Source organism: Sediminibacter sp. Hel_I_10, from assembly GCF_000688335.1.
GTDB lineage: Bacteria > Bacteroidota > Bacteroidia > Flavobacteriales > Flavobacteriaceae > Psychroserpens.
Genome location: NZ_JHZX01000001.1, coordinates 1,665,979 through 1,690,205 on the forward strand (window position 1 = coordinate 1,665,979; position 24,227 = coordinate 1,690,205).

Sequence of the window (24,227 nt, forward strand, 5' to 3'; positions counted from 1 at the left end):
ATTTCAAAATAAAAGTTTAAATACACCTTTTTAGAAACTAAGGCGTTATCGTACCTATTTGGGCTATTTCCTCTATTTGGTCTTCTGCAATTTTTTTCTCGTTGTACTTCTTAAGGTCTACAACGTAGGTATTTGATATAGAATCATGCCAGCCACGTGCATCTTCTCCTAGAAATGAAAATTGCTCAAAAGGGATAATTCTAGAAAATGACCGTTTCAGAATATCTGTAAATGAAGGCTTAGAGCCATCTTCTAGAACAATCATGGTCTGGGTAATGTATTTACCAATAGATCGTGCTGTAAACGTTTCTATAATGATGTAGTAAATAAGGAGGATGATAAAACCTATCAAATAGTCTAAGGCGCTATTCTCAGACTCTACAACAATATCATATAGTGTATAATTGCCGCTAAGCTCTGCCATAAGTGCGACTGCAATACCAAAAAGTGCTACTAATGACAATTGCACGACATAGTCTATAATATAATTGAGAAAACGTTTGCCTTTACTGGCTAAAACTTCGGAAGAAACTGTTACGGAAGATGTATTCATTTGAAGTTTAACTTGGGGTTAGTCTCTCAAATTTAATTATAAAATGCAAAATCGCTAACAATCGTACAAAAATTATGGCATAGTCTCTTATTTCATAAAATATCAAAGATTTGTATCCCTTTACAAATAAAGACCTAGAGAATAGATTAAGGGTTGTAAGTAAACTTACCAACTAACTCATAATCGTCTGAAACTGTAATACCACAGAAGGTAAAAGTAATGTTGTTTGCGCCATCATTTTCAACATAAACCTTCTGATCAATCTGGGCAGAGCCTCCTCCCAAACTTCCGAAACCGAAATCCTGTATAGATACAACAATTTCACCATTTGATTTGATAGACTGATTGTCATATTGAGATACTGTAGTATACTCACCCGTTAGAGGCAAATCTCCGTTTATCTCATTAAACCTTAGAAACATATACAAGGTTGACCAATTAGAATTTGTTGTAAATTCTACATTACCATCATTAAATCCCGAAGGATTTTCATATGTCACATTATCTATAGAATAAGTGCTCTCCCCTAGATCTATAAAGTTGTCTGTTACTGGCTCGCAGGTAGGCTCACTTGTTGTGGTAAATTCATAAATATCACCGTAGCCCACACCAATAGTATTAATGCCATAAGACGCACAATAATATGTGGTATTAGCGCTAAAACCACTATAGCTTTCGCTAAAAAACCCAATACGATCACCTTCTATCATTTTGGTATCATTAATTGTGGGAGGAAAATTCTCGCTCCAAACAATGCCATACTCTGTGATATTACTTCCGCCCTCGCCTAAAACTTTTCCGCTCAATACAGCAGTGTTTGTCAACACACTTTCTGGTGCATAAGTCACCATGTAGGGTTCGGTAGTGCTTATATTTTCAATTTCACAACTAAAAACCAACACACATAAGGAAAGTAGTAATACTCTTTTCATTGTATAATATTTCTGACAAATATAGTAATTATATATATTTGCTTAAACTCTATCCAACCTATGAAATATTATTTTACCCTTTTTCTCTTATGCGCTACATGGCTATCAATTGCACAATACAATGGTAAGATCGGTCTAACATTAGGCGCTACAAACTATATCACAGATACCAATCTATTATCTTCTAAATCTGGTAAAGGATTTACCTTTGGGGTCATGAGTATTTCGGAGTTTAATGAAAATTTTACTTTTGTCTTAGAAATGAACTACAATCAACATTCGGTCAAACTGATTGGAAGGGAAAATGAGCTAGCAGATCCTGAAGATGTAAAATTTAATCTTCAAGAATTTAGTCTTCCACTAACATTCAACTGGTTTTTTCATGAAGCTAATTACTTTAAATTTGGAGTTAATGCTGGTCCATCATTACATTTTGGTCATGAATTTAAATTGGTTGACGATGCCAAATCAAGTTATGTTCTAGACCCACTCTATGCGTCACCTGATAACCTAAGATTCGATACTTATAATGAAAAAGTTTCTTTTAATGTTTTCGCTGCCGTAGGTTTATGTGTTCAATATGATGAGATCATCATGGCCAATCTTAAGTATTATCGCAGCATAACAGACCCCTATAGACAAGCTCCTATTGTTGGTACCAGGGATGAAATTACGGGACAAGATTCTTACTTTGCCTTTGCAGTGACTTACTTCTTTTTATAAACCCTATTACTTTTTCCTATAAAAACATAAAAAAAATCCCGTTGCAAAGCTTGCAACGGGATTTGTTATTTCAATAGTACTTAGTGCGTTAAGACCCGCACATTAAGCAATCATCACCTTCGGCGTCCTTAGCTTGAGCAATTAATGCTTTCATCTCTTCTGCGCTCATAGGTTCTACATCAACATCTACTGATGATGGTTTTTTACTTGCAAATTTTTCGGCCGTCTTAGCTGCGTGCTCTTGTTGTTTAGTAGCAACGACGGTATCTTCCAGTTCTGCAACTTTAACAACTTCTGCTAAAGGCATTTCCTTCTTTTTATAATCTAAGGTAAACTTAATAGCATCTACGGCACTCTTCGTTCTTAGATAATACATCCCTGTTTTTAATCCGCTCTTCCAAGCGTAGAAATGCATAGACGTCAATTTGGCCATGGTAGCACCTTCCATAAATAAGTTTAGGGATTGTGACTGGTCAATAAAATAACCTCTATGACGGGACATATCAATAATATCCTTCATACTAAGCTCCCAAACTGTTTTATAAAGCTCTTTAATATCCTGTGGAATGGATTCAATACCTTGAATAGAACCGTTAGCTCTCATAATGTCTTGTTTTAAACCATCATTCCAAAGTCCTAATTCTACTAAGTCTTCTAATAAATGCTTGTTTACTACAATAAACTCTCCAGATAATACACGACGGGTATAGATGTTGGAGGTGTATGGCTCAAAACATTCGTTATTTCCTAGAATCTGCGACGTAGATGCAGTAGGCATAGGTGCTACTAACAACGAGTTACGTACGCCATGTTTTTTAATCTCACCTCTAAGCTTTTCCCAATCCCATCGGCCACTAAGCTCTTCATCCTTAATTCCCCAAAGATTATGTTGAAATTCTCCTTGGCTAATTGGTGAGCCTTCATAACTTTGGTAAGGACCGTCTGCCTTAGCTTCTTCCATACTCGCAGTAACGGCAGCAAAATAAAGCGTTTCAAAGATTTCTTGATTCAATTTTTTAGCCTCGTCACTTGTAAAAGGTAATCTTAGATTGATAAAGGCATCTGCCAATCCTTGTACACCCAATCCAACTGGTCTGTGACGAAAATTAGAGTTTTCGGCTTCTTTAACCGGGTAGTAATTTCTATCAATTACACGGTTAAGGTTTTTTGTGACGCGTTTGGTAATTTTATAAAGTTCTTTATGATCAAATGCTCCGTTCTTCACAAACATTGGCAATGCAATAGACGCTAAGTTACATACCGCTACCTCATCTGGTGACGTGTACTCCATAATCTCAGTACAAAGATTTGAAGAGCGGATGGTTCCTAAATTCTTTTGGTTAGACTTACGGTTTGCCGCATCCTTGTACAACATGTAAGGCGTTCCTGTTTCTATCTGGGATTCTAGAATTTTTTCCCAAAGCTCACGTGCTTTAATGGTTTTTCTCCCCTTGCCTTCAGCTTCATACTTTAAGTATAAGGCTTCAAACTCTTCACTATGCGCTTCAGGCAATCCTGGGCATTCGTTAGGGCACATTAAGGTCCACTCACCATTATCTTGAACACGTTTCATGAACAAATCAGAAATCCACATGGCATAAAACAAATCTCTTGCTCTCATTTCCTCCTTTCCGTGGTTCTTTTTAAGATCCAAGAAATCAAAAATATCAGCATGCCAAGTTTCTACGTAAATCGCAAAACTTCCTTTACGCTTACCCCCTCCTTGATCTACATAACGCGCCGTATCATTAAACACTTTTAGCATTGGTACAATCCCGTTAGAGGTGCCATTTGTACCTGCAATATAGCTTCCAGTGGCTCTAACATTGTGTATAGCTAAGCCAATACCACCTGCAGATTGTGAGATTTTAGCGGTTTGTTTTAACGTGTCATAAATACCATCAATACTATCATCTTTCATGGTCAACAGGAAACATGAAGACATTTGTGGTTTTGGTGTTCCTGAATTAAAAAGTGTTGGCGTGGCGTGTGTAAAATATTTTTTAGACATGAGTTCATAAGTCTCTATGGCTCCTTCTAAGTCATTAAGATGGATCCCAATAGACACTCTCATAAGCATGTGCTGCGGACGTTCTGCAATTTCACCATTAATCTTTAGTAAATAGGAACGCTCTAGAGTTTTAAACCCAAAATAATCATAACTAAAATCACGATTATAAATAATGGTAGAATCTAATTTTTCCTTATTATCCATGATGACTTTGTAAACCTCATCAGATAATAATGGTGCTTCCTTACCCGTTCTTGGATTAACGTATGTGTAAAGATCATGCATGACCTCGCTAAAGGTCTTTTTAGTATTCTTGTGTAAATTTGAAACAGAGATACGTGCTGCAAGTTTTGCGTAATCTGGGTGAGCTGTTGTTAAAGTTGCAGCAATCTCTGCCGCTAAGTTATCTAACTCACTAGTAGTGACACCATCATAAAGCCCTTCAATAACTCTCATGGCAACTTTTACAGGATCTACCAATTCATTAAGTCCATAACAAAGTTTACGAACTCTAGCCGTAATCTTATCGAACATCATTGGCTCTTTTCTGCCGTCTCTTTTTAATACATACATAATTTTACACGTTGTTTAAATCATTCTGAAATACGCCATTTCAGAACTCTTGGTTATCAATTAAATTGGATGTCATGGGTACTCTTGAAATCCAATACTTTGCTTAATTTTAAGGATAAGTTTGCCACTTCCCGATGTGGGAATTTTTAAAATGTAACTTAAAATCAATTTGAATTATACTAACGACCCTACTTCTAAAAACTTTTCAGTGTTGGTAAGTTGGACTATTTTAATCTTTAGAAATCAGCGTCAAAACTGAATTTATCTTTTTCTTCTTCTTTGTTAAGAACGCCAGCTTTTTGATATTCTGACACTCGTTTTTCAAAGAAGTTTGTTTTCCCTTGTAGGGAAATCATATCCATAAAATCAAATGGATTAGCGGTGTTATATTCTTTCTCACAATCTAGCTCGCTCAACAATCTATCGGTTACGAACTCTAAATATTGAGACATCAATTTGGCATTCATACCAATCAAACTCGCCGGTAAGGACTCTGTAATAAATTCACGCTCAATGTTAAGCGCATCAATTAAAATTTCTCTAATACGTTCTTTAGGAACTTTATTAATAAGGTGATTGTTGTGCAAGTGCACCGCAAAATCTGCGTGAACACCCTCATCTCTTGAGATCAACTCATTAGAGAAGGTCAATCCTGGCATAAGTCCGCGTTTTTTCAACCAAAAAATAGAACAGAAAGCTCCCGAAAAGAAAATACCTTCAACCGCAGCAAAAGCAATTAATCGCTCAGCGAAACTTGGTGAATCTATCCATTTTAATGCCCAATCTGCTTTTTTCTTAATCGCAGGAAAGTTTTCAATAGCGTTAAAAAGCATATCTTTTTCTTTCTCGTCCTTAACGTAAGTGTCAATTAATAGCGAATAGGTTTCACTATGGATATTCTCCATCATAATTTGGAAACCATAGAAAAATTTAGCCTCACTATATTGCACTTCATTCACAAAGTTTTCCGCAAGGTTTTCATTAACAATGCCATCACTAGCAGCAAAAAATGCTAGAATGTGCTTGATAAAATAACGCTCGTCATCGTTGAGCTTATTTTTCCAATCGGTAAGATCTTGATGAAGATCGATTTCTTCCGCAGTCCAAAAACTAGCCTCAGATTTCTTGTACCACTCCCAAATATCATGGTGTTGAATTGGGAAAATGACAAATCTATCTTTGTTTTCTTGTAAAATGGGTTCTGTGGCTTGAGACATGCTTCTTTTTGTTTTTTATTCGTGAAATTCGGTCTGAAAATAGTGTTCGACTCGGGACTAACAAAGATTGAAAAATAGAAGCGATAAATCGAACGATTCAGGCAAACCTTTTCAACAAGTTTTTAACAACGGACTCTTAAGAAAAAAATAAAACGAATTGTTAATTTTATTTTTTAAATGCTGATTAACAGTTTATTACGAATAAATTATGATGTAGGTTTTATCCTATTAAACAACGGCTCGCAAGCGATGTTTTCTACATATTAACATTTAAAAAATCAAGTTCTAAACACCTTACACGACACGTTCATTCTATCCGTTATTTTTAACAGTTAAACCGTGATTTTAAGAAAATTCAAATAAATGAGTTTTTGATTTTGATCAACAGAAATATGTATAGCTATTTTTGAAGGCAATTAAAATTAGATTGAGCGTCACTAAAAAGAGTCAACATTAGTCTAACAAAAAACAGTGAGCAAGAAAAACCTATTTGTAATCCTTTGCCACCTTCTCTAGCTCAGTGTACCAATTTTCACCAAATTTTCTAATAAGCGCCTCCTTGACAAATTTATAAATGGGCACTTGTAATTCTTTACCTAAGGTACAAGCATCATCGCAGATTTCCCATTTGTCATAATTTATGGCTGAAAATTCTGAATAATCCTTTACACGAATTGGATACAAATGACAAGATACTGGCTTTTTCCATGAAATCTCTCCTTGATTATAAGCCTCTTCAATACCGCAAAGCGCCGTTTTCTTATTATCAAAAATAACGTAGGCACAATCAGCCCCATTAATCAAAGGGGTTTCGTGCTCTCCAAAATCATTGGTGGTATGCGTTCCTTGGCTTTCGATAGCTTCTATACCCGCCTTTCTTAAAAATGGTTTGACTTTCGGGTAAATGTCTTTTAAGATCTGCGTTTCAGCTGCTTCTAAAGGCGCACCGGCATCTCCATCAATACAACAGGCCCCTTTGCAAGCCGATAAATTACATACAAAATCCTTTTCAATAATATCTTCTGAAACAATCGTTTTTCCTAGTTGAAACATGATTTTTTTTGATGAATTATTAGACTTCAAAAATAGCTAAACTTTACCACTTTTTAACGTTATGAATCTATGCCAATCCAGTACTTTTGCCGAAAATTTGAAAAACATGGATATCCAGTTAAACATCAAGGAAATTGTTACCACATTCATGGTACTCTTTGCCGTAATAGATATTATAGGCAACATCCCTATAATCATAGATCTGCGCAAGAAAGCGGGACACATTCAAAGTGAAAAGGCTTCCATAATAGCAGGTATCATTATGGTCTTATTTTTATTTTTGGGAAAAACCATATTGTCGCTCATTGGTATTGGCGTGAACTCATTTGCTGTTGCCGGTGCATTCATTCTGTTTTTTATTGCTTTGGAAATGATCTTGGGCATTACCTTATATAAGGAAGATGAAAACGCCGCCATGACCGCTTCTGTTTTCCCTCTGGCTTTTCCACTTATTGCAGGCCCAGGAAGTTTAACCACATTACTATCCTTAAGAGCCGAATATCGTATTGAAAACATCATCATTGCGGTTATCCTAAATGTTATCATTATCTTTATAGTCTTAAAAACCTCAGCGAGAATAGAACGCATGATAGGTCAAAACGGCATCAATATTATTAGAAAAGTGTTTGGCGTTGTTTTATTGGCCATTGCTGTGAAATTATTTGCCCACAATATCAAAGCGTTATTTGAAATTGTCTAAATTATAAAGTATGAAAATTTTTAATATTATAGCTACAGTCATGGCTTTAGGGCTTATTGCTTTTAACCTCACAAAATTAGATTTTGACAACCTATTGGTTGGTCAAAGTGTTGCCGCCCTAATCACAATTTTCGCATCACTTTGCGCTATTTTGCTTTTGCAGATTTTAAGAATTTCAAAAAAAATTGAGGCGCGAGCTAAACAAAGTAAAGCCTAAGTGTGCTTTTTGGACTAACTCTCAAAAAGAAGACACCTAGGCTTAAAACAAAAAGAAAGAACAATTGGGGTATTGCTCCTTATGCCTTTATAAATTAGAGTAGGTAACCTCAAATGATCCCTCTGTAAACATACAGTCTGGTCCATCTTGATTTAGCGATTGTCCACTAAAATTAAAACTTCCCGCTACTCTTTTAGCAGAAACATCATGCGACGTGATATTTAGGGTTCCTTCTTGAGATACGCAACCTCCCCCATCGCTAGAATCAAAGCTTGCGATAAACTCTATGCCCGCTGGGAATGTATCGCCAGCCTCAACTGAAATAGGAAAGTTCAAAACCACGTTGTTTCCATTTGATTCGCTGCCGCTAATTGTAATGGCATTATTCCCCCCTATAATAAATCCGTCAATAAAGGCTGGATTATAATCTACGCCATTCATTTTAACAGAGAAGGCGTTATTGCTCCCGTTGTTATTAGATGAGTCGTCATCTCCACCGCAAGATGTTGACAATAGGGCAAATAGCATAAATAAAATTGATGTTACTAGTTTCATTTTAAATAAATTTTAGATTATTGATTAACGTAAGTCACTTTAAATTCACCTTCAGTAAAATTGATGGTGCTACTCGAATTGTCTGGGTCTGGACCCGAAAAATTAAATCTTCCCGATATCTCATTAGTTTCTCTATTATGAGAGGCAATGGTTAAGGTGCCATTAGTTGCAAAAAAGCCTCCATTGTCTGAATCATATATAGGCATAAAAATAGCTGTTCCATTAGAGCCAAAAACCCCTGCGCTTAATACATCTCTAGCCTCTACGGTTTCTGAAAATCCAATAACCACATCCTTGTCTTGGCTATTGATAGCCTCTATAAGTATTGATGAACCAGCTACAGTTGCATTAATTTCTAAAGGAGTAAAGTCCTGCCCATTTACTTTAACAAAAAAAGGTTCGGTTATTGGACTTTGATCATCATTGGAATCATCATCATTACTGCAAGAAACTGCCAAAACAGCGAATGCAAAACAGAAAAGAATTTTAAATAATTTCATTTTTAAATTAAGTTTTAATTGTTAGTGATTTAAGAATTAATGACAACCATAGAAAAAAGTAAACATCAGAAACGAAAGAATTTTTACATTCTTCACATTTCAACTATTTTTCTAACTTTGAGTTTACTTTTCAGCCTCAAAAACATAAATGATAAAAGAGCCTTCCATAGACGACTTGCTAAAAGCCCCAGATCAAGCTTTTGAAGTTCTTTATAATCACTATAAGATTGATTTTATAGCATTTGCAAGAAAATTTTCTTTGAAGGATGATGTTATTATAGATATTTATCAAGACACGTTTTTGAGCTTTTATGAAAATTTATTGAATGGAAAGATTACTGAATTTACAAGTAGCATCAAGACCTATATTTTTAGTATCGGTAAATTCAAGATCTATGAGCACCATAGGAGGTCCTCTAAATTAAAGCTTATAGATCAACCCGTAAATCCCGAAATTACAGTAGATCATTTAGATCTAGAGAATGAACAACTAACCGAACAAGAAATGTTGGTAAATAGGCACTTTAAAACGCTTGGAAAACAATGTCAGCTAATTTTAGAACTCTTCTATTTACAAGGAAGAACGCTTAATGAGATTAAAGGAGTTGAACATTATGAAAACACAGATGTGGTCAAAAGCCTGAAATCCAGATGTCTCAAAAAGTTGAGGCAACTGGTAAATTCATAATATGAAAAAAGACGACTTAATAGCACTTTATTTTGAAGGAAAGCTCGACGCTATCCAAACGGCACGTTTTGAAGATTTACTTCAAAATGATCCTGATTTCCAAGCCCGTTTTACCTTTGAAAAACAGGTGAAGCAGGCTATTATTTCTACTAAAAAAGAGGCACTTCAAACCAAACTTAAAGGTTTAGAACAACCAAAACCCCAATCTCGATACTATATTCTAGCCATTGCTGCATCTCTAATTGTAGCGTTAGGGCTATTTGCCCTACTAAAGCCCACAGCAGAAACTTCTAATCAAGAGTTATTTGCTCAATATTACCAGCCTTACGCCAATATTATTGAGCCCGCTTCCCGAGGAAATGAAGTTCAAAATGATAGATCTTTGGCTTTTAGACTTTACGATTCGGAAGACTTTAAAAGCGCATCGCCTCTATTTGAAAATCTCTACAATAAAACACAAGAGCCTTACTATTTGTTCTATCAAGGCATTTGCGAGCTAGATCTTGGCAACAACCAAGACGCAATCTCCTTATTACAATCCCACAAGAACTACAGCGATAAATTATCTACACAAACAGATTGGTATCTGGCATTAGCTTACCTAAAGGTCGATAAATTGAAGAACGCCAAAAGTTTACTACAAAACATTATTGCTCAAAAGTCTTTTAAATATAGGGATGCAGAAGCTATTCTCGAAAAATTAAAATAAATAAGTTTACCTTTTCATAAAGTGGTCATTAATAGAAAAGAGCCTATTAATGAATATACATTTAATGAAAACAACGCACTTAATTTTATGCCTCATAGCATTAATTTTTACAAATTGTAGCAAGAACGACGATAATGACACTGGCTCAGCAGGCACCCATATAGTCAATCAAGTTGCTTTTTTACTTTATGACGCAACCACGGATGCCGTAAGCTATTACCACAATGGCGAAGTTGTTCCTTTAAATTCAGATAACGGTGATGTCATTGTTAAGGATATTACAATTGATGCTAATACCGTTTATGCAGCCGGTAATCAAAAAATTAATGACATTTGGAACATAGCATTATGGAAAAATGGTGTCTTAGATACTAACACACCTACCTATTCAAACCATTGCTATGTTGAAGCCATAGCTATAGACAATGGAGATATCTACTTGGCTGGAAGACGAATATATGATGGCAATGTAATTGACGCTGCTTATTGGCGTGACAACACCTATAAGGTACTACCAAAAATTTCTGACAAATCCTTTGCCAATGACATTATGGTTAGTAATAGCTTAATCGCGGTTGCAGGATGGCATTCACAACCTTTGAGCCCAAGCACTGCTTCTGTCTGGGAAAACGATATATTATTTCATCCAAATGGATCTGAATTGGTTGGTAATATAGCTTACTGCTTATATAATAATGGTACAAACCCAATATATGGAGGATACAAAAGCATAGATGGGAGGTTTCAACCAACCGTTTGGGATAAAAATGGCGTTATTTTGACCTTCGCGTTAGCGCAAGGTAAAAGTGGTCAAATAGGTAAAATCACCAACTTTCAAAATGATATTTACACCCTTCTAATTACCAGCCAATTAGTTAACGGAAATCAAACAAGAGCGGTAGAGTTGTGGAAAAATGGACTATTTCAGGAAACTTTAGTAGAAACTATTGACGGCACTGTCAGAGCCTTGTTTTTAGAAGAAGTAAATAATGACCTTTATTACGCTGCAAGTTCAGAAACTGCGATTGTGTTTAAAACCTTTGAAAACACCCTTGACATCCCCATAGAATTAGACGGGAAGACTATATTCCGCATTGAGAAATGAATTAAGCGTTCTATACCTAACGATAAAAAAATTAATCATGAAAAATACATATTTCTTTTTTAGCGCATTTACTTTTACAGTAGTGCTTTCATTTTCTCAAAACGTAACATTTTCAGAAAAAATTTTAACACCAGGCGAAGAATTTAGTAGTGTCTTTGGGGTATCTGTAGACATACAAGAATCCGTCCTTGTTGGCTCTGATCCTTCAGACCTTAATGGGGCAGTACCAAGTACTGGGGCAGCTTATATATACAGAAAAAACAATAATGGCAATTTTGAATTTGAACAAAAACTTAAAGCTCCTTTATTAGAGGCAGGGGATGTTTATGGCACAGATGTAGCCATAAACGGTGATTTTATTGCTGTAGGTTCTTCGAGGTACGAATTTGCCAATACGACCAGTGGCTTACCAATTGTAAATAAGGCTGGTGCTGTATTTTTGTATAAATATAATACGAATACTAGTCAGTGGGATTTAGTCAACCAAATTTTTGCCCCTACCCGCTTATTATTTCACGAGTTTGGATGGCGATTATTAATCACAGATACACAACTATTTATTTCTGAAATATATTATAAGAATACTAGTGTTAATGCTCTTAGAACTGGCAAAGTTCATATTTACGATTACGATAATGATGGAAACGTGACCTATAACCAAGGGGTTGATAATCCTGAGCCCACTTCTCACGATTTTTTCGGTTCTGAAATAGCTCTATCTGGAAACACTTTAGCTGTGGGTGCAAGAGGAGAACAACTAGATGAAAACGGAACTAATCAACTTACTAATGCTGGCGCCGTTTATATATTTGAAAAAGATGATCTAGGTTTTTATAACCTGCAACAAAAAATTCTTCCTAATCCAAGAGTAGCTTTTGCCAATTTTGGAGAGGGACTTGATATCTACAACAACACCTTGGCCGTTGGCGCCGTTGGTGAAGTAAGTATGGTTCCAGGAACAAGCGACGTAGCTGACTGTGGTGTGGCATACATATTTAAAAAAATTGGTTCAACCTGGTCCCAAACTGCATCGATAATACCTCCAACAGTTGAGTTCAACGCCAATTACGGCTCCTCAATAAACTTAAAAGATAACATCGTCTTTATTGGTTATGAGGGCGGCCGAGTGCCATACAATGGTTCTACTAGAAATTCTGGATTAGTAGAACAAATAACTCTAGATAACAGTGGTCAAGTAACCAATAAATTTACTATCGCGCCGCCATTTCCAGACACTACTAATGAGTTCGGTTACATCACGTCATGGGACGGAAATCAATTGGCTGTTGGGGTGTATGCAGATCGAGGAGATATAGATGGAAATTTAATTCTTTCTGGTACTGTTAGTCCAGGAGCTATTTATGTTTATGACACTAATGCCACTTTATCAACTAACGCTTTTTCTTCAGTAAAGCTCAAAGTTACGAATCCTGTGAAAGAGGAGATTACCGTTTTTAACTTGAAAGAAAAGGCAAATTATACTTTATACGATTTATATGGAAAATTAATCCTGCAGGGAAATATAATAACCTCAAATCCCAGCATCGATTTGTCTCTGATTACGAATGGAATTTACTTATTAAGTATTCACTCTAAAAACTCACCACAAGATTTTAAAATTATAAAAAAGTAATTTTTAAAACATAAACTATAAATTAATTAAAATGAAAAAAGCGTTGTTTATTTTGGGCATATTTACAATTACGCTATTTAGCTGTAGCAGTGATGATGATGGCACAGAACCTTCACAAACATTAAAACTTACAAAGGTTAACAAAGGTTTAGATACATCTGAAATTTCTTATTTAGAAAACGAAAAACCGCAAGCCATTATAAATCCAGACAATACCATTATACCCATCAATTACAATAGTGATAGTAATGTTATTTTGTTTAATGAAGACACCTATACTTACGACGCGTCTGGTAGAATAGCTAACATAACCAACGCACGTGGTGAGTCTGAATTTACCTATGACAGCCAAGGGCGCATTATAACACAAGAAGTACTTCAATATGACAATAATAACCTTACCATTAATATGGAAGACTTGCGCTTTATATACAACTTCACTTATAATAACGAAAGTCAACTCACAGAAGTCACTAGTATAGATAATATTGATCCTAATATTATTTCGGTACCAGATATTACAAAATCAAAATTTACTTACAATGCTAATGGACAACTAATAAAACAAGACACAGAAACGTCTTTTGATAATGGTGCTACATTCAGTCCAGATTTGACGATTGATATAATTTATGATACATCTAAAAACCCTTTAAGACTATTTTACAATAGTATGGGTGTAACGTCTAATTTTACGCCTTTTTATTCTAGCAATTTAGATATACAATTAACAGTAGGTATAGGTAATGGCACAGGTACCCTGTATTATATATCTAAAAATAGCCCATTAAATGTGGTTCGTACTAACATTAGCCCTACCGGAAATATTTCTAGAACAACAACTTTTAATTATCAATTGGATGGAGATTACCCAGTTAATGGAGAAAGGACATTTATTGCTAATCCACAAGTCTTCCCACCATCTACTACACAACTCTCTTGGGAATACACTACAGATTAAAACATCTACATTTTTGTAAACATTAATACCAAAACTAATGATACCAGTACTTTTCAAATCAAAACTAATTCTCTTACTTATACCTTTTTTAACTTTTGCAGCATGCAGTAAAGATGAAGATGTTCCCACAACCAAAATACCTACTGTAAACTATTCTGTCTCTACTTTTGATGCTACCTTTTTTCAAGCAGGCACCTCAAGCGCTCCTTCAATACACTGGAATGGTAGCCAAGGTAGTTTTGCCATGGCAGCACCCTTAACAGGATCAAGTATTAACACCGTAAATGGTGTCATGAGCTGGGATAAAACTTTACCTATTGGTACACACGACTTACAAGTTATCGTTACAAATAGCGCTGGACAAACTACAGCAAACATAAGTATAAAAAACCCTTTTCAAGGTGTTTTTACTGGTACTATCGAAGATGGTAATACTAATTATTTTGAAGTTGAATTTTTCTCAGATGGAACTGTCATTGTAAGAACTGAAGACTCAGGTAGTCCACCAACAGCAAATGGGACATGGACAAAAAATGGTACAACAGTAATGGTAGACCTTACCAATCCCGAGAATAATATCCAAGTATCATTATCTGGTACTTTAAGCGTTGGAACAACCGCTTTTTATGTTGGCCAATGGCATAATGGCCATGGTGCAAATGATTCCCAAGGTGATTTTGAAGTGACTTTAATTAATTCATCAACAAACAATTAAAACAAATTTATTATGAAAAAAATAGTATTTATATTAATCCTAACATCGTCCACTTTATTTAGTTGCAGTAAAGATGATACCAACGAAAATGCAAGTACTAACGATACCTTTTCAGATTTATCAAACATTTCTGGTGATGAAGGTAGCAGAATTGAGGTTACTCAAAATGACGAAGATCTTGTTTTTACTGGCTCTAATGTATTGGGCTGGGGAGGTGCTTCGCTATTAAATTTAAACTACTCTAAAAACTTACGATTACTACACGATGATTTCGAAACTTTATACCTAACGTTTTCTGTACCAAGTAATCTCGATTTTATAGAAGCAGCTGTTGGCTCACATGGTTTAAGTGGCTCCACATTACAATTAATAGATACCGAAAACTTAGATAGTGTTATTGTTGAGATGTACACTACAGAAAATCAGGAACGAAATCAATTTTTGGGCACATTAGAAATAAGAAGAAATGTATCTTATCTTAATGATGTACTGGATATGGTAGGTAGTTTCGAGATTACTAGAGACGGACAAATCATCAAAGGTTTATTTTGGAAAAAAGAGGTTGCCAACTGGTAATTAATTTCTATTTAATATATGAAACGTCTTAATTAACTTTAAGGCGTTTTTTAATTGACCAACCCAAAATTAGCATGACTACCAAAACCAAACCTACATACCACCAATAATTTGTTGAAGCAACAATGGCAGAAGTATCACCCGTGAGCACAAACCCCGCCCAATAGTAAGGGTGTTTCAGGTTATGATCGTCAGTAGTTTTCAAATAGTCTAATTTGGCATTTTTTAAGGCAATATGCTTTTCCTGTCCCAATTTTAAATACTCGTAAAACCGCTTCATTATAATTGAAGTCTCCTTATCTGGCACCCGCCATAAACTTGTTACCGTAGCCTTACTACCAGCATATTGAAATGCTCTTGACAAACTCAAAACGCCCTCTACTGGGTCAATTTCCCCATAGGCCGTATTACACGCACTCAATGTTGTTAGCTCTGCCGATAAATTGAGATTGTACACCTCGTTTAAACTCAGATAGTCCTCCTCTGTCTCACCAGTAAACAGAAGCATGGCATCCTTATTATTTTGTGAATCACCTTCTACAGCATGCATGGCAAGATGTAATACCGAAAATTCATTGGCATGTTCTGTAAAATGTTGTTTTGTTGCCTTTCTATCTGCAAAAAGAGTTCCTTTAAATAATTTAGAAATATATACCGCTTCTTCAAAGGCATCGGGCAATTGATAATTTCCCGAACGTTCTAGATCAGCAACTATTCTGCTTTTGGACACCTTTTCATCATTATTGTAATTTGGAGCGTAAGCAGCAAAGGTCGCCGAATTACTAACATCATTATTGTGTCCGTCCAAAATTAAAGATGTATTATAGCTAATTACCTTATTAGATTTCGAAAACTCATCAAAAAATGTTTCAAATGGTAAATAGTTTAATTCCTCATGCGGAATGATTCTCAAATTCCTATATGGTTCAATACCTGAAACTAATGGGGTCAAAAAGCTATTTAAAGACATCACGATTTTTGATATATCTTGATTGGCCTTAATTTGGCTGATATAAATATCTGTTAAGTTTTTTACATTTTCTCGAGGGCCCAACACAACAAATTTTAATTCCCTATTTGATATAAGATAAGCATAACAGTGCTTTTCGGTAAGGTAAAATCGTACGCTAATCGTATCATCATCCAAATTCGCACGATAAGATGATAAATCAAAGTTTGGAGAAGTATAAAAGACGTAATCGGGATAATCCTCTTTAATTTTCTCACTGAGACTGTCTTTTTTATTTAAAAGCTTGATATAAGTGTTTTGCTCTTTTAGTTTAGGGTTCAACTCCTCTTGGAGATATTGATTTGTAAGATTTAAAATCTTTCTGGATATCAGGTTCCGTTGATTAGTAAGTGAATTTAGCGCATCATTTTCATTCAATATGATATTACTATTGGCATTTTTCTGTAACATTTCTAAAGAATGATTACTTTCCAAAAATTTAATGATCAGATGGTCATTTTCCGTACCTGCTGTTCTGGTAGACAAAATACCTGCATTTATTTTCTGTAATTGACTAACCTCCTTTGGATTAAACCACTGGTTCTGCTTAAATGCATTTAACAAGGAAGCCGAGAGTAAGTAAAATTGATTGGCCTTTTTAAGTGAATAACTTGGATGGGATTGAGAATGCTCCTGTAATAACGTGGCTATTTTTAACATTCGTGCAATTGTTTTTTCATTAGCTAAAACATCCTGAGGCACCTTTTTTTCTGATAGAAATTTTTGAATATTCTTTATGTTAGAAGCTTCCAAATGATTGTTGAGTAATGAATCTACACGGTTATATTTTTCTTCTGAAAGAAACTGTTCCAAATAAAAAATTTGAGCGTCCCTTATATCATCCATGGCTTTGAGATCATTGGCCAATACTCGATATTTATTTAAATAATATCTTGCACTGTCTCTTTTTGATGCGCTGTTAAAATAAGATATCATACCGCGATACGCATTTAAAGGATTAATACGGTTGTCATATTCAAAACCGTCAATCAACCTCATACTTTTATGATAAGCCTCTGAAATTTCAGGATTGACTTCATTTGTTTTGGCTTTTAGCATAGCGAGTCGCTCAAACGCCAATCGACGGTTATGAACCGCTAAAAAATGCTCATGTGTATTGGGGGGAAATCGTTGTAAGGCCTTGATATAGTAAACTGAAGAATTTTTAAATTCAGAATTAAAATTTTCTACATCATTAACTTCCGAATAAAAATAGAGTTTACGATCTGTAAGCAACATATGATCAATGATGTCTTGAGGCTCCATGTATTTTTCGTAAAGCTCTAAGAAAATTTTAGCCTTACCAAAATCGCCCATGGTCATATAAATAGTGGACATCATTCCCAATAAATCTGATTTATACACATTATACCAAGGAATGTCATCATGCGTTTCCTCCACAAGTTTTTCAGAAATTGCTAATATTTTTTTCTGAAGATTTCCGTCTCCCAAAAGACTTGCACAATCTAAATACCCAACATAAGTACTTATTTCACCTGTTTTCAAAAAACCCAGTTCATCAGGGTCAGTCGTTAAGTCAACTTGCGCGCTCATGAGTTCAAGAAAAGGAATAAAGCTCTTTTCTATTGCCAAATCACACTGTCCAGAATAATTTAACGCACTTCCTAAATAAGAATAGGCCTCTAAAAGCTGTATTTTGTTATGTCCTTTATCTTGTTCACATATTGCTATAAATTCCTCGATGGATGCTATTGTTTTTTCATGGTTATTGCGATCCATGTAAAAATCCCAAGCCAATCGGTAAAGCTCATAAGCATAATCAGATGTCTTGTGAGCGACCTTTTGGTAACTTTGAAAAACACTATCTAGTAAAATCTCTTGTGAATTGGAACTCAAACCTAAGTCTTGCCAATTTTTGAACTTTTTAAACAGCGCACTAGTTTTAACGATATTTAAGCTATCTTGACTAGTATCCAATTCTGATTTCGGTTGAATTACCTCAACGGGCGTAGGCTCAACGTTTTGTTCAAGGTCTTTCTTTTTACAATTGTATAATACGCTAAGTAATGCAAAACATATAATGGCAAAACGTATCTGATGTATAATTTTCATGAAATTGACTTAACTATTACTGAATCAGTAATTTCAACACTAAAGTAAGTTTTTTTTAGATTTTAAATGGTTTGGTAATGACCAAATTTCAATAGCTCTTCCAGATTTAAATTCTAACTTTGTACTATAAAGATTATCCCATGTTCGACACGCTCATTATTGGAGGAGGCGCTGCAGGAATGTCTTGTGCTCTGGTGCTTGGCTCAGCAAAACCTAAAGCCTTCGCTACAAACAAATATATTGGTATCATTATGCATCAGCGCGCTTCTCATCTGCAAAGCGCACTTTTTAATAATGTGCTAGGTCTTGCTGCCGGCACTCTAGGGTCTGAGATCTTAGAGAACGGTAAAACACAACTCAAAACCTTATATCCTCACGTAAATCAGATTGAAAAGGAAAAAGTAAAGTCTGTTTTTAAAACTCCTAAAGGGTTTACCATAATCACCAATAAAAATACTTACCAATCTAAAATAGTGGTTATTGCCGTGGGTTACACCAACCTTGTCAATATTGACGGACTCCAATCTTATTTAGAACCACACCCAAGAACAGCCATTGAAAAGGAACGTATCTGGCTAAAAAACGAAGATCATTTGGTAGATGACGGACTCTATGTTGCAGGAACTATGGCGGGTTGGCGCAGTCAATTTGCTATTGCCGCCGGGAGTGGTGCCCAAGTAGCCACCGATATTTTAACGCTTTGGAACAATGGCAAGCATGCCAAAATTCACGATAAAGTCTAGATTAGTAATACCTCACCTGAAAAAAAATACCTATTATGAAAACAAATAAAGTTGCTTTGGTTACTGGCGGAAGTCGTGGATTAGGCAAAAACATTGCCCTAAAGCTCTCTCAAAAGGGCATAGATGTCATCATTACTTACCACTCCAGCTCTTCTGCTGCAGATGATATTGTAAGTGAAATTGAATCCAACGGACAAAAAGCAACTGCTTTTCAATTAGATACCACCAATATAAATAGTTTTGATGCCTTTGTCGAGAAACTGTCTTCTTATCTTTCTGAAGTTTACGGCAATCCGCGCTTAGATATTTTGATCAACAATGCAGGGACCGGAATCTACAAACCCTTTTTAGAAACTACAGAAAACGATTTTGATGAAATGGTCAACATCCATTTTAAAGGGGTGTATTTTTTAACTCAAAAATTGGTTCCAGTGCTTAATGACGGCGGACGAATTATTAATATTTCTTCAGGCTTGGCAAGATTCTCCCTTCCTAATTCCTCTGCTTATGCTTCGGCTAAAAGTGCCGTAGAGACCTTTACCAAATACTTAGCTAAAGAGTTAGCGCATCGTAAAATTGCAGCTAACGTGGTAGCTCCTGGAGCGGTAGCTACAGATTTTGGCGGTGGCGAAAATAAAACAAACGAGAAAAAAATTGATATTATTTCTAGCAATACCGCTTTAGGCCGCGTAGGAGAGCCTGAGGATATTGGTGGGGTCGTTGCTTTTTTATGTACCGAAGACGCCTATTGGATCAACGGACAGCGTATTGAGGTTTCTGGAGGAATTATGCTTTAAATTTCACGATGTCGTAATTACCTTTCGTTTTCCTTTTGAAAAGAATTGTTCGGTTTCGGTTTACTCCTCTACGTCTTCCTCTTCGAAAATGTGAAGGCCAAAATCCTTTGCGCCACGGCTTAATAAAATGACTTCCTCTATCATCTCGTCGTCTTCATTAAGAATCTTTTCAGCTACGGTAGAGCCGTAGAGTTGAGCACCTAACTCAGATTTGATCATGCGCCGTATTTGGTCATGATAAGCCACAAAGGTCAAATTGGTTTGCTCTTTAAGATTAAGATAATCTTGAAATTTTAAAATGACATCATCGGTGATATAGAAATTTTGGATGTACTCTTTAGCATCCAATCCATCATAAACCTGACGGTCACGATCCAATTCCTCAAATACAAAGTTGCTCATATACCCCCGACGTTTAATGTAATTCAACGTTTCATTTTGTGCCGATGTATTGAGTGGAATAAAAATATCAGGAATGATACCTCCTCCTCCATAGACCACTTTGCCTTTTGGTGTTGTAAATTTTAGAGAATCTGCAATTTTCATGCTTTCGGGATGGTCTAATTCTCCGCTACTTAATCGTTTATAATAATCACTATAATACTCTTTGTTATTTCCCAAATCATAAGGTCGCTGTATCGAACGACCTGTAGGTGTATAATATCTTGAGACAGTAAGACGGATGGCGCTTCCATCACCAAGGGACATTTCGCGTTGCACCAAACCCTTTCCATAACTTCTTCGGCCAATAATGGTTCCCTTATCGTTATCCTGAAGAGCTCCAGCTACAATTTCACTTGCAGAAGCTGAACTTTCATTAATTAAAATGTACACCTCACCTTCTTCAAAATCGCCTTTTCCAGTTGCAAAGCTCTTTTCAATTTTACCCTTATTGTTTTTTGTAAATAAGATGAGCTTATCATCTTCTAAAAATTCATCCACAATCTGTTCTGCAATGCCCAAAAACCCTCCAGGATTATCGCGCAAATCCAAGGCTAATTTGGTGGCGCCCTGCTCTTGTAATTTATCTAATGCCTTTTTGAATTCTTTGTAAGTAGACTCCGCAAAGCGGTTGACTTTAATGTAACCCAAATTGTTAGTGAGCATATATGCAGCGTCAACACTCTTAATGGGTATAATACCTCGTTTCACCTTAAACTCTAGAAGTTTATCGACACCTTTTCTTTTAATTTTGAGTGTTACTTTGGAGCCCTCTTCCCCTTTTAACTTATCAATGATTTCATCATTGGTCCAATGGCCTCCAAAAATAGAATCTCCGTTTGCCATAATGATACGGTCTCCCCCCTTGATCCCTGCTTTATCACTAGGTCCACCAGATACGGGTCTAATTACAGTAACCGTATCTTTATAGGTATAGAAATTAATACCAATACCTACAAAATCACCTTTCATATTATTGGTAACTCGTTCTAAATCACTTTTGGGAATATACGTAGAGTGCGGGTCAAGGTTCTCTAAAATACCATTAACGGTAACATCAACAATACTATCCGTATTAACATCATCAACATACTCGTAGTCAATATAATCAATGAGACGGTTAAGTTTATCTTTTTTACTGTTGGTTGTAAATAAACGGTCTGAGATGTCTGTGAAATTCAATTTTCCGCCAATAAAAATACCCACCGCCATTGCGAGACCTAATAATAACGGTATGTATTTTTTGTGAAGTTTCATTTATGCGTTTACATCTTCAATGAGCTCTAATGCTATCCCTGCTTTTTCTAAAAATTGCAATCCAGAATTATCCTTATAATCCTGACTGTAGACCACTCTAATAATTCCTGCTTGGTGAATGAGCTTACTACACTCTTTACAAGGTGAAAGTGTAATATACAGTGTAGCACCTTTACAAGTTTGGGTAGAAGACGCTACTTTTAATATGGCGTTAGCCTCTGCGTGCAAGACATACCACTTGGTATAACCTTCGTCATCTTCGCAGTAATTCTCAAAGCCTGTTGGTGTACCATTATATCCATCTGAAATAATCATTCGGTCTTTTACAATAAGGGCTCCCACTTGTTTGCGCTTACAGTGTGATAATTTGCCCCACTCTTGCGCAATGCGCAAATAGGCCTTATCATATCTTAGTTGCTTTTTTTTTGGCATTGATCTCGTTTGATGGTCGGTATTTTTTCCGAAGAAAACACATTAATAACGATGTGACTTAGCACTTTCGCTAGCTTTCAAATGTAATAATTCTAAAACCTGTACGGTAGACTTTAGGAATTTGATAACGTTAAAATTTTATCAAAACGTATGCAGAAGTCTTAATGTAATCAAGAAAACACTTGACTGAGCAATAAAATGTGCAGAACAAAGCCCAAAACAATTGCAGAAATCACAATAACCCAATCCCGTTTAGAAAATCGAAATATGGTTTGACATAGAAAGCTGATGAACAAGATGATGAATACAATAACGATTTGACCTACCTCAATACCTAAACCCATTTCCAGTAGAGCCACAAATTTGTTTTCAGTATTAGAAACCATACGCTCAAAAACACCTACAAAACCAAGGCCATGGATGAGTCCAAAAAAGAGTGCTGCAAAAAACAGAAGTCCTACTTTATCACTTTGTGCTTTTTTTCCTGATGTAAAAATATTATAAACCGCTACAATCAAGATGGTAAGAGGAATGAGAAATGCGATCAATCGAGAATTTACATTAATCACGTTATAAGTAGTCAACCCTAAAGACACGCAATGGCCTAAAGTAAACACGGTGATGAGCATGAATACGCGTTTCCAATCCTTGAACAAATATGGGACAGTAAGCGCTACCAAGAACAGAATATGGTGGTAGGCATTTAGATTTAGGACGTGATAAACACCATCTTTAAAGTTTGACAAAAATGCGTCAATCATAGTAACATGGTTTGGGTTGAACCAAAGTTACGGCTTATAATTTAAGATGAAAACTATTTAACGTTACGCTATTGCCGTCTATTAGCCAAAAGTGGTGGTGGTTCGCCATTAAAAGGGTTCCATCTACTAATGGTTTTGGCCTCCATCCCAGCAGCATTAATAACCGCTCTATCTCCATAGCGCTCCCGCATTTTATCAATGGCCAGACTAAGATGAAGCAATTTTTCATCATCTTCAAATAAATGAATTTGATGCCCACCTTCTACCAAATGGCTAAATTTTACCCCAACCAATCGTACCAAAAGGCGGCGGTTATACAGCTTATTGTAGAGGTCTAAAACTATAGGAATAATGTTATGATCCATAGAACTATATGGAATACGCTGCTGTTGCGTGTGGGTTTGAAAGTCTGAATAACGAATCTTAAAGGTCACACATGCAGTTAATTTATTGCCACGACGTAATTGATAGGCCAAATTTTCGGCCATAGCAATAACGATGCCCTTTAATTTTAGAACATCTGTAGTATCCTTATTGAAGGTACGCTCTGTAGAAATTGATTTGCGTTCGTGGTACTGTATCACCGGACTATTATCTATTCCATTGGCTTTTTGCCAGATGGAAAGTCCGTTTTTACCCAAGACCTTTTGCATGAGTTCCATGGGCATTTCTTGTACGGTTCTAATTTGCTTGACCCCTAAATCACAGAGCGCTTTATAGGTAACATTACCAACCATGGGTATTTTCTTAACTGAAAGTGGCGCTAAAAACGGTTTTTCGTTACCTGAAAGAATCCTAATTTCATTATTGGGTTTCGCTTCTCCCGTTGCAATTTTAGATACCGTTTTATTGAGTGATAGCCCAAATGAAATGGGAAGTCCAGTTTCCTTGATAATACGTTGACGCAATTCTGAAGCCAATTTATGACAGCCAAAAAACTTATCCATTCCAGAAAGATCAATGTAAAACTCATCGATTGACGTCTTTTCGTATAACGGCACACTTTCCTTAATGACTTCTGTAACGCTTTCTGAAAACTTGGTATATACTCCTGAGTTTCCTCTTAAAATCACTGCCTCAGGACACAATTGTTTTGCTAAACGCATGGGCATAGCAGAATGTATCCCAAATTTTCGCGCTTCGTAACTACAAGAGGCAACCACACCACGATCACTAGTGCCACCAATAAGCACAGGCTTTCCATCTAGTCTACTATCAAGCAAACGTTCACAAGACACAAAAAAAGTATCTAAATCCATGTGTACTATTGAGCGGTTATGATTCATTGATGTT

The 24,227-nt window shown here is 35.9% G+C and carries 24 protein-coding genes; 12 read left to right on the plus strand and 12 right to left on the minus strand.

What is annotated here, in order from left to right; all coding sequences use genetic code 11:
* Positions 1 to 37: 37 nt before the first annotated feature.
* Both P176_RS19125 and P176_RS0107445 read right to left on the minus strand, forming a co-directional pair.
* Positions 38 to 553 (minus strand): RDD family protein, encoded by a 516-nt coding sequence (locus P176_RS19125; RefSeq protein WP_051605425.1) that lies wholly within the window; start codon positions 551 to 553, stop codon positions 38 to 40.
* Positions 554 to 699: 146 nt separating this feature from the next.
* Positions 700 to 1,485 (minus strand): hypothetical protein, encoded by a 786-nt coding sequence (locus P176_RS0107445; RefSeq protein ID WP_026754109.1) that lies wholly within the window; start codon positions 1,483 to 1,485, stop codon positions 700 to 702.
* Between the two features lie 60 nt (positions 1,486 to 1,545).
* Between P176_RS0107445 and P176_RS0107450 the strand changes: the two genes are divergently transcribed.
* The gene (locus tag P176_RS0107450; protein ID WP_026754110.1) at positions 1,546 to 2,208 is read left to right on the plus strand and encodes an outer membrane beta-barrel protein; all 663 of its coding nucleotides are present in this window, start codon (positions 1,546 to 1,548) and stop codon (positions 2,206 to 2,208) included.
* A gap of 88 nt (positions 2,209 to 2,296) precedes the next feature.
* On the opposite strand, the gene P176_RS0107455 is transcribed toward P176_RS0107450, so the two are convergent.
* The 3 genes from P176_RS0107455 to P176_RS0107465 all read right to left on the minus strand — a co-directional run bounded on the left by P176_RS0107455 (position 2,297) and on the right by P176_RS0107465 (position 7,062).
* A complete protein-coding gene (locus P176_RS0107455; protein ID WP_026754111.1) occupies positions 2,297 to 4,792 on the minus strand; it encodes a ribonucleoside-diphosphate reductase subunit alpha in 2,496 nt (831 codons plus the stop codon).
* A 236-nt stretch (positions 4,793 to 5,028) separates the two neighbouring features.
* Entirely contained in the window at positions 5,029 to 6,009 is a 981-nt protein-coding gene (locus P176_RS0107460) for a ribonucleotide-diphosphate reductase subunit beta (RefSeq protein WP_026754112.1), read from the minus strand.
* Between the two features lie 486 nt (positions 6,010 to 6,495).
* The gene (locus P176_RS0107465; RefSeq protein WP_026754113.1) at positions 6,496 to 7,062 is read right to left on the minus strand and encodes a DUF3109 family protein; all 567 of its coding nucleotides are present in this window, start codon (positions 7,060 to 7,062) and stop codon (positions 6,496 to 6,498) included.
* Between the two features lie 112 nt (positions 7,063 to 7,174).
* Here P176_RS0107465 and P176_RS0107470 point away from each other — a divergent pair, with 112 nt between their 5' ends.
* Together P176_RS0107470 and P176_RS0107475 are read left to right on the plus strand one after the other, a co-directional pair.
* Positions 7,175 to 7,762, plus strand: a complete 588-nt coding sequence (locus P176_RS0107470; protein ID WP_026754114.1) for a MarC family protein — start codon at positions 7,175 to 7,177, stop codon at positions 7,760 to 7,762.
* A gap of 10 nt (positions 7,763 to 7,772) precedes the next feature.
* The gene (locus P176_RS0107475; protein ID WP_026754115.1) at positions 7,773 to 7,979 is read left to right on the plus strand and encodes a hypothetical protein; all 207 of its coding nucleotides are present in this window, start codon (positions 7,773 to 7,775) and stop codon (positions 7,977 to 7,979) included.
* 87 nt (positions 7,980 to 8,066) lie between these two features.
* Here the strand turns inward: P176_RS0107475 and P176_RS0107480 are convergent, their stop codons facing one another.
* Complete coding sequence (locus P176_RS0107480) at positions 8,067 to 8,534, minus strand: hypothetical protein (RefSeq protein WP_156032976.1); 468 nt, start codon at positions 8,532 to 8,534, stop codon at positions 8,067 to 8,069.
* A 17-nt stretch (positions 8,535 to 8,551) separates the two neighbouring features.
* On the minus strand, positions 8,552 to 9,034 hold the full coding sequence (locus P176_RS0107485) for a DUF6252 family protein (RefSeq protein WP_026754117.1): 483 nt from the start codon (positions 9,032 to 9,034) through the stop codon (positions 8,552 to 8,554).
* A 148-nt stretch (positions 9,035 to 9,182) separates the two neighbouring features.
* Between P176_RS0107485 and P176_RS0107490 the strand changes: the two genes are divergently transcribed.
* From P176_RS0107490 to P176_RS0107520, 7 genes are all read left to right on the plus strand, one after another.
* Positions 9,183 to 9,722, plus strand: coding sequence for an RNA polymerase sigma factor (locus P176_RS0107490; RefSeq protein WP_026754118.1), 540 nt, complete (start codon positions 9,183 to 9,185; stop codon positions 9,720 to 9,722).
* 1 nt (position 9,723) lies between these two features.
* Complete coding sequence (locus P176_RS0107495) at positions 9,724 to 10,431, plus strand: anti-sigma factor (RefSeq protein ID WP_026754119.1); 708 nt, start codon at positions 9,724 to 9,726, stop codon at positions 10,429 to 10,431.
* A 64-nt stretch (positions 10,432 to 10,495) separates the two neighbouring features.
* Complete coding sequence (locus P176_RS0107500) at positions 10,496 to 11,536, plus strand: hypothetical protein (RefSeq protein ID WP_026754120.1); 1,041 nt, start codon at positions 10,496 to 10,498, stop codon at positions 11,534 to 11,536.
* 37 nt (positions 11,537 to 11,573) lie between these two features.
* Positions 11,574 to 13,169, plus strand: a complete 1,596-nt coding sequence (locus P176_RS0107505; protein ID WP_026754121.1) for a T9SS type A sorting domain-containing protein — start codon at positions 11,574 to 11,576, stop codon at positions 13,167 to 13,169.
* A 31-nt stretch (positions 13,170 to 13,200) separates the two neighbouring features.
* The gene (locus tag P176_RS0107510) at positions 13,201 to 14,130 is read left to right on the plus strand and encodes an RHS repeat protein (protein ID WP_026754122.1); all 930 of its coding nucleotides are present in this window, start codon (positions 13,201 to 13,203) and stop codon (positions 14,128 to 14,130) included.
* Between the two features lie 37 nt (positions 14,131 to 14,167).
* A complete protein-coding gene (locus P176_RS0107515; RefSeq protein ID WP_026754123.1) occupies positions 14,168 to 14,845 on the plus strand; it encodes a hypothetical protein in 678 nt (225 codons plus the stop codon).
* Between the two features lie 12 nt (positions 14,846 to 14,857).
* Entirely contained in the window at positions 14,858 to 15,421 is a 564-nt protein-coding gene (locus P176_RS0107520) for a hypothetical protein (protein ID WP_026754124.1), read from the plus strand.
* Positions 15,422 to 15,449: 28 nt separating this feature from the next.
* On the opposite strand, the gene P176_RS0107525 is transcribed toward P176_RS0107520, so the two are convergent.
* The gene (locus P176_RS0107525; RefSeq protein ID WP_026754125.1) at positions 15,450 to 18,503 is read right to left on the minus strand and encodes a CHAT domain-containing protein; all 3,054 of its coding nucleotides are present in this window, start codon (positions 18,501 to 18,503) and stop codon (positions 15,450 to 15,452) included.
* Between the two features lie 140 nt (positions 18,504 to 18,643).
* Here P176_RS0107525 and P176_RS0107530 point away from each other — a divergent pair, with 140 nt between their 5' ends.
* The gene (locus P176_RS0107530; protein ID WP_026754126.1) at positions 18,644 to 19,246 is read left to right on the plus strand and encodes an FAD-dependent oxidoreductase; all 603 of its coding nucleotides are present in this window, start codon (positions 18,644 to 18,646) and stop codon (positions 19,244 to 19,246) included.
* Between the two features lie 35 nt (positions 19,247 to 19,281).
* On the plus strand, positions 19,282 to 20,043 hold the full coding sequence (locus P176_RS0107535) for an SDR family oxidoreductase (RefSeq protein WP_026754127.1): 762 nt from the start codon (positions 19,282 to 19,284) through the stop codon (positions 20,041 to 20,043).
* Between the two features lie 60 nt (positions 20,044 to 20,103).
* Here P176_RS0107535 and P176_RS0107540 read toward each other — a convergent pair whose 3' ends face one another.
* The 4 genes from P176_RS0107540 to dinB all read right to left on the minus strand — a co-directional run bounded on the left by P176_RS0107540 (position 20,104) and on the right by dinB (position 24,220).
* Positions 20,104 to 21,741, minus strand: a complete 1,638-nt coding sequence (locus P176_RS0107540) for a S41 family peptidase (RefSeq protein WP_026754128.1) — start codon at positions 21,739 to 21,741, stop codon at positions 20,104 to 20,106.
* Positions 21,742 to 22,173 carry a dCMP deaminase family protein gene (locus P176_RS0107545; RefSeq protein WP_026754129.1) on the minus strand — a complete coding sequence of 144 codons (432 nt, stop codon included), beginning with the start codon at positions 22,171 to 22,173 and terminating at the stop codon, positions 21,742 to 21,744.
* Positions 22,174 to 22,343: 170 nt separating this feature from the next.
* Positions 22,344 to 22,934 carry a HupE/UreJ family protein gene (locus tag P176_RS0107550; RefSeq protein WP_037348807.1) on the minus strand — a complete coding sequence of 197 codons (591 nt, stop codon included), beginning with the start codon at positions 22,932 to 22,934 and terminating at the stop codon, positions 22,344 to 22,346.
* Between the two features lie 68 nt (positions 22,935 to 23,002).
* A complete protein-coding gene (gene dinB, locus P176_RS0107555; RefSeq protein WP_026754131.1) occupies positions 23,003 to 24,220 on the minus strand; it encodes a DNA polymerase IV in 1,218 nt (405 codons plus the stop codon).
* Positions 24,221 to 24,227 lie beyond the last annotated feature (7 nt).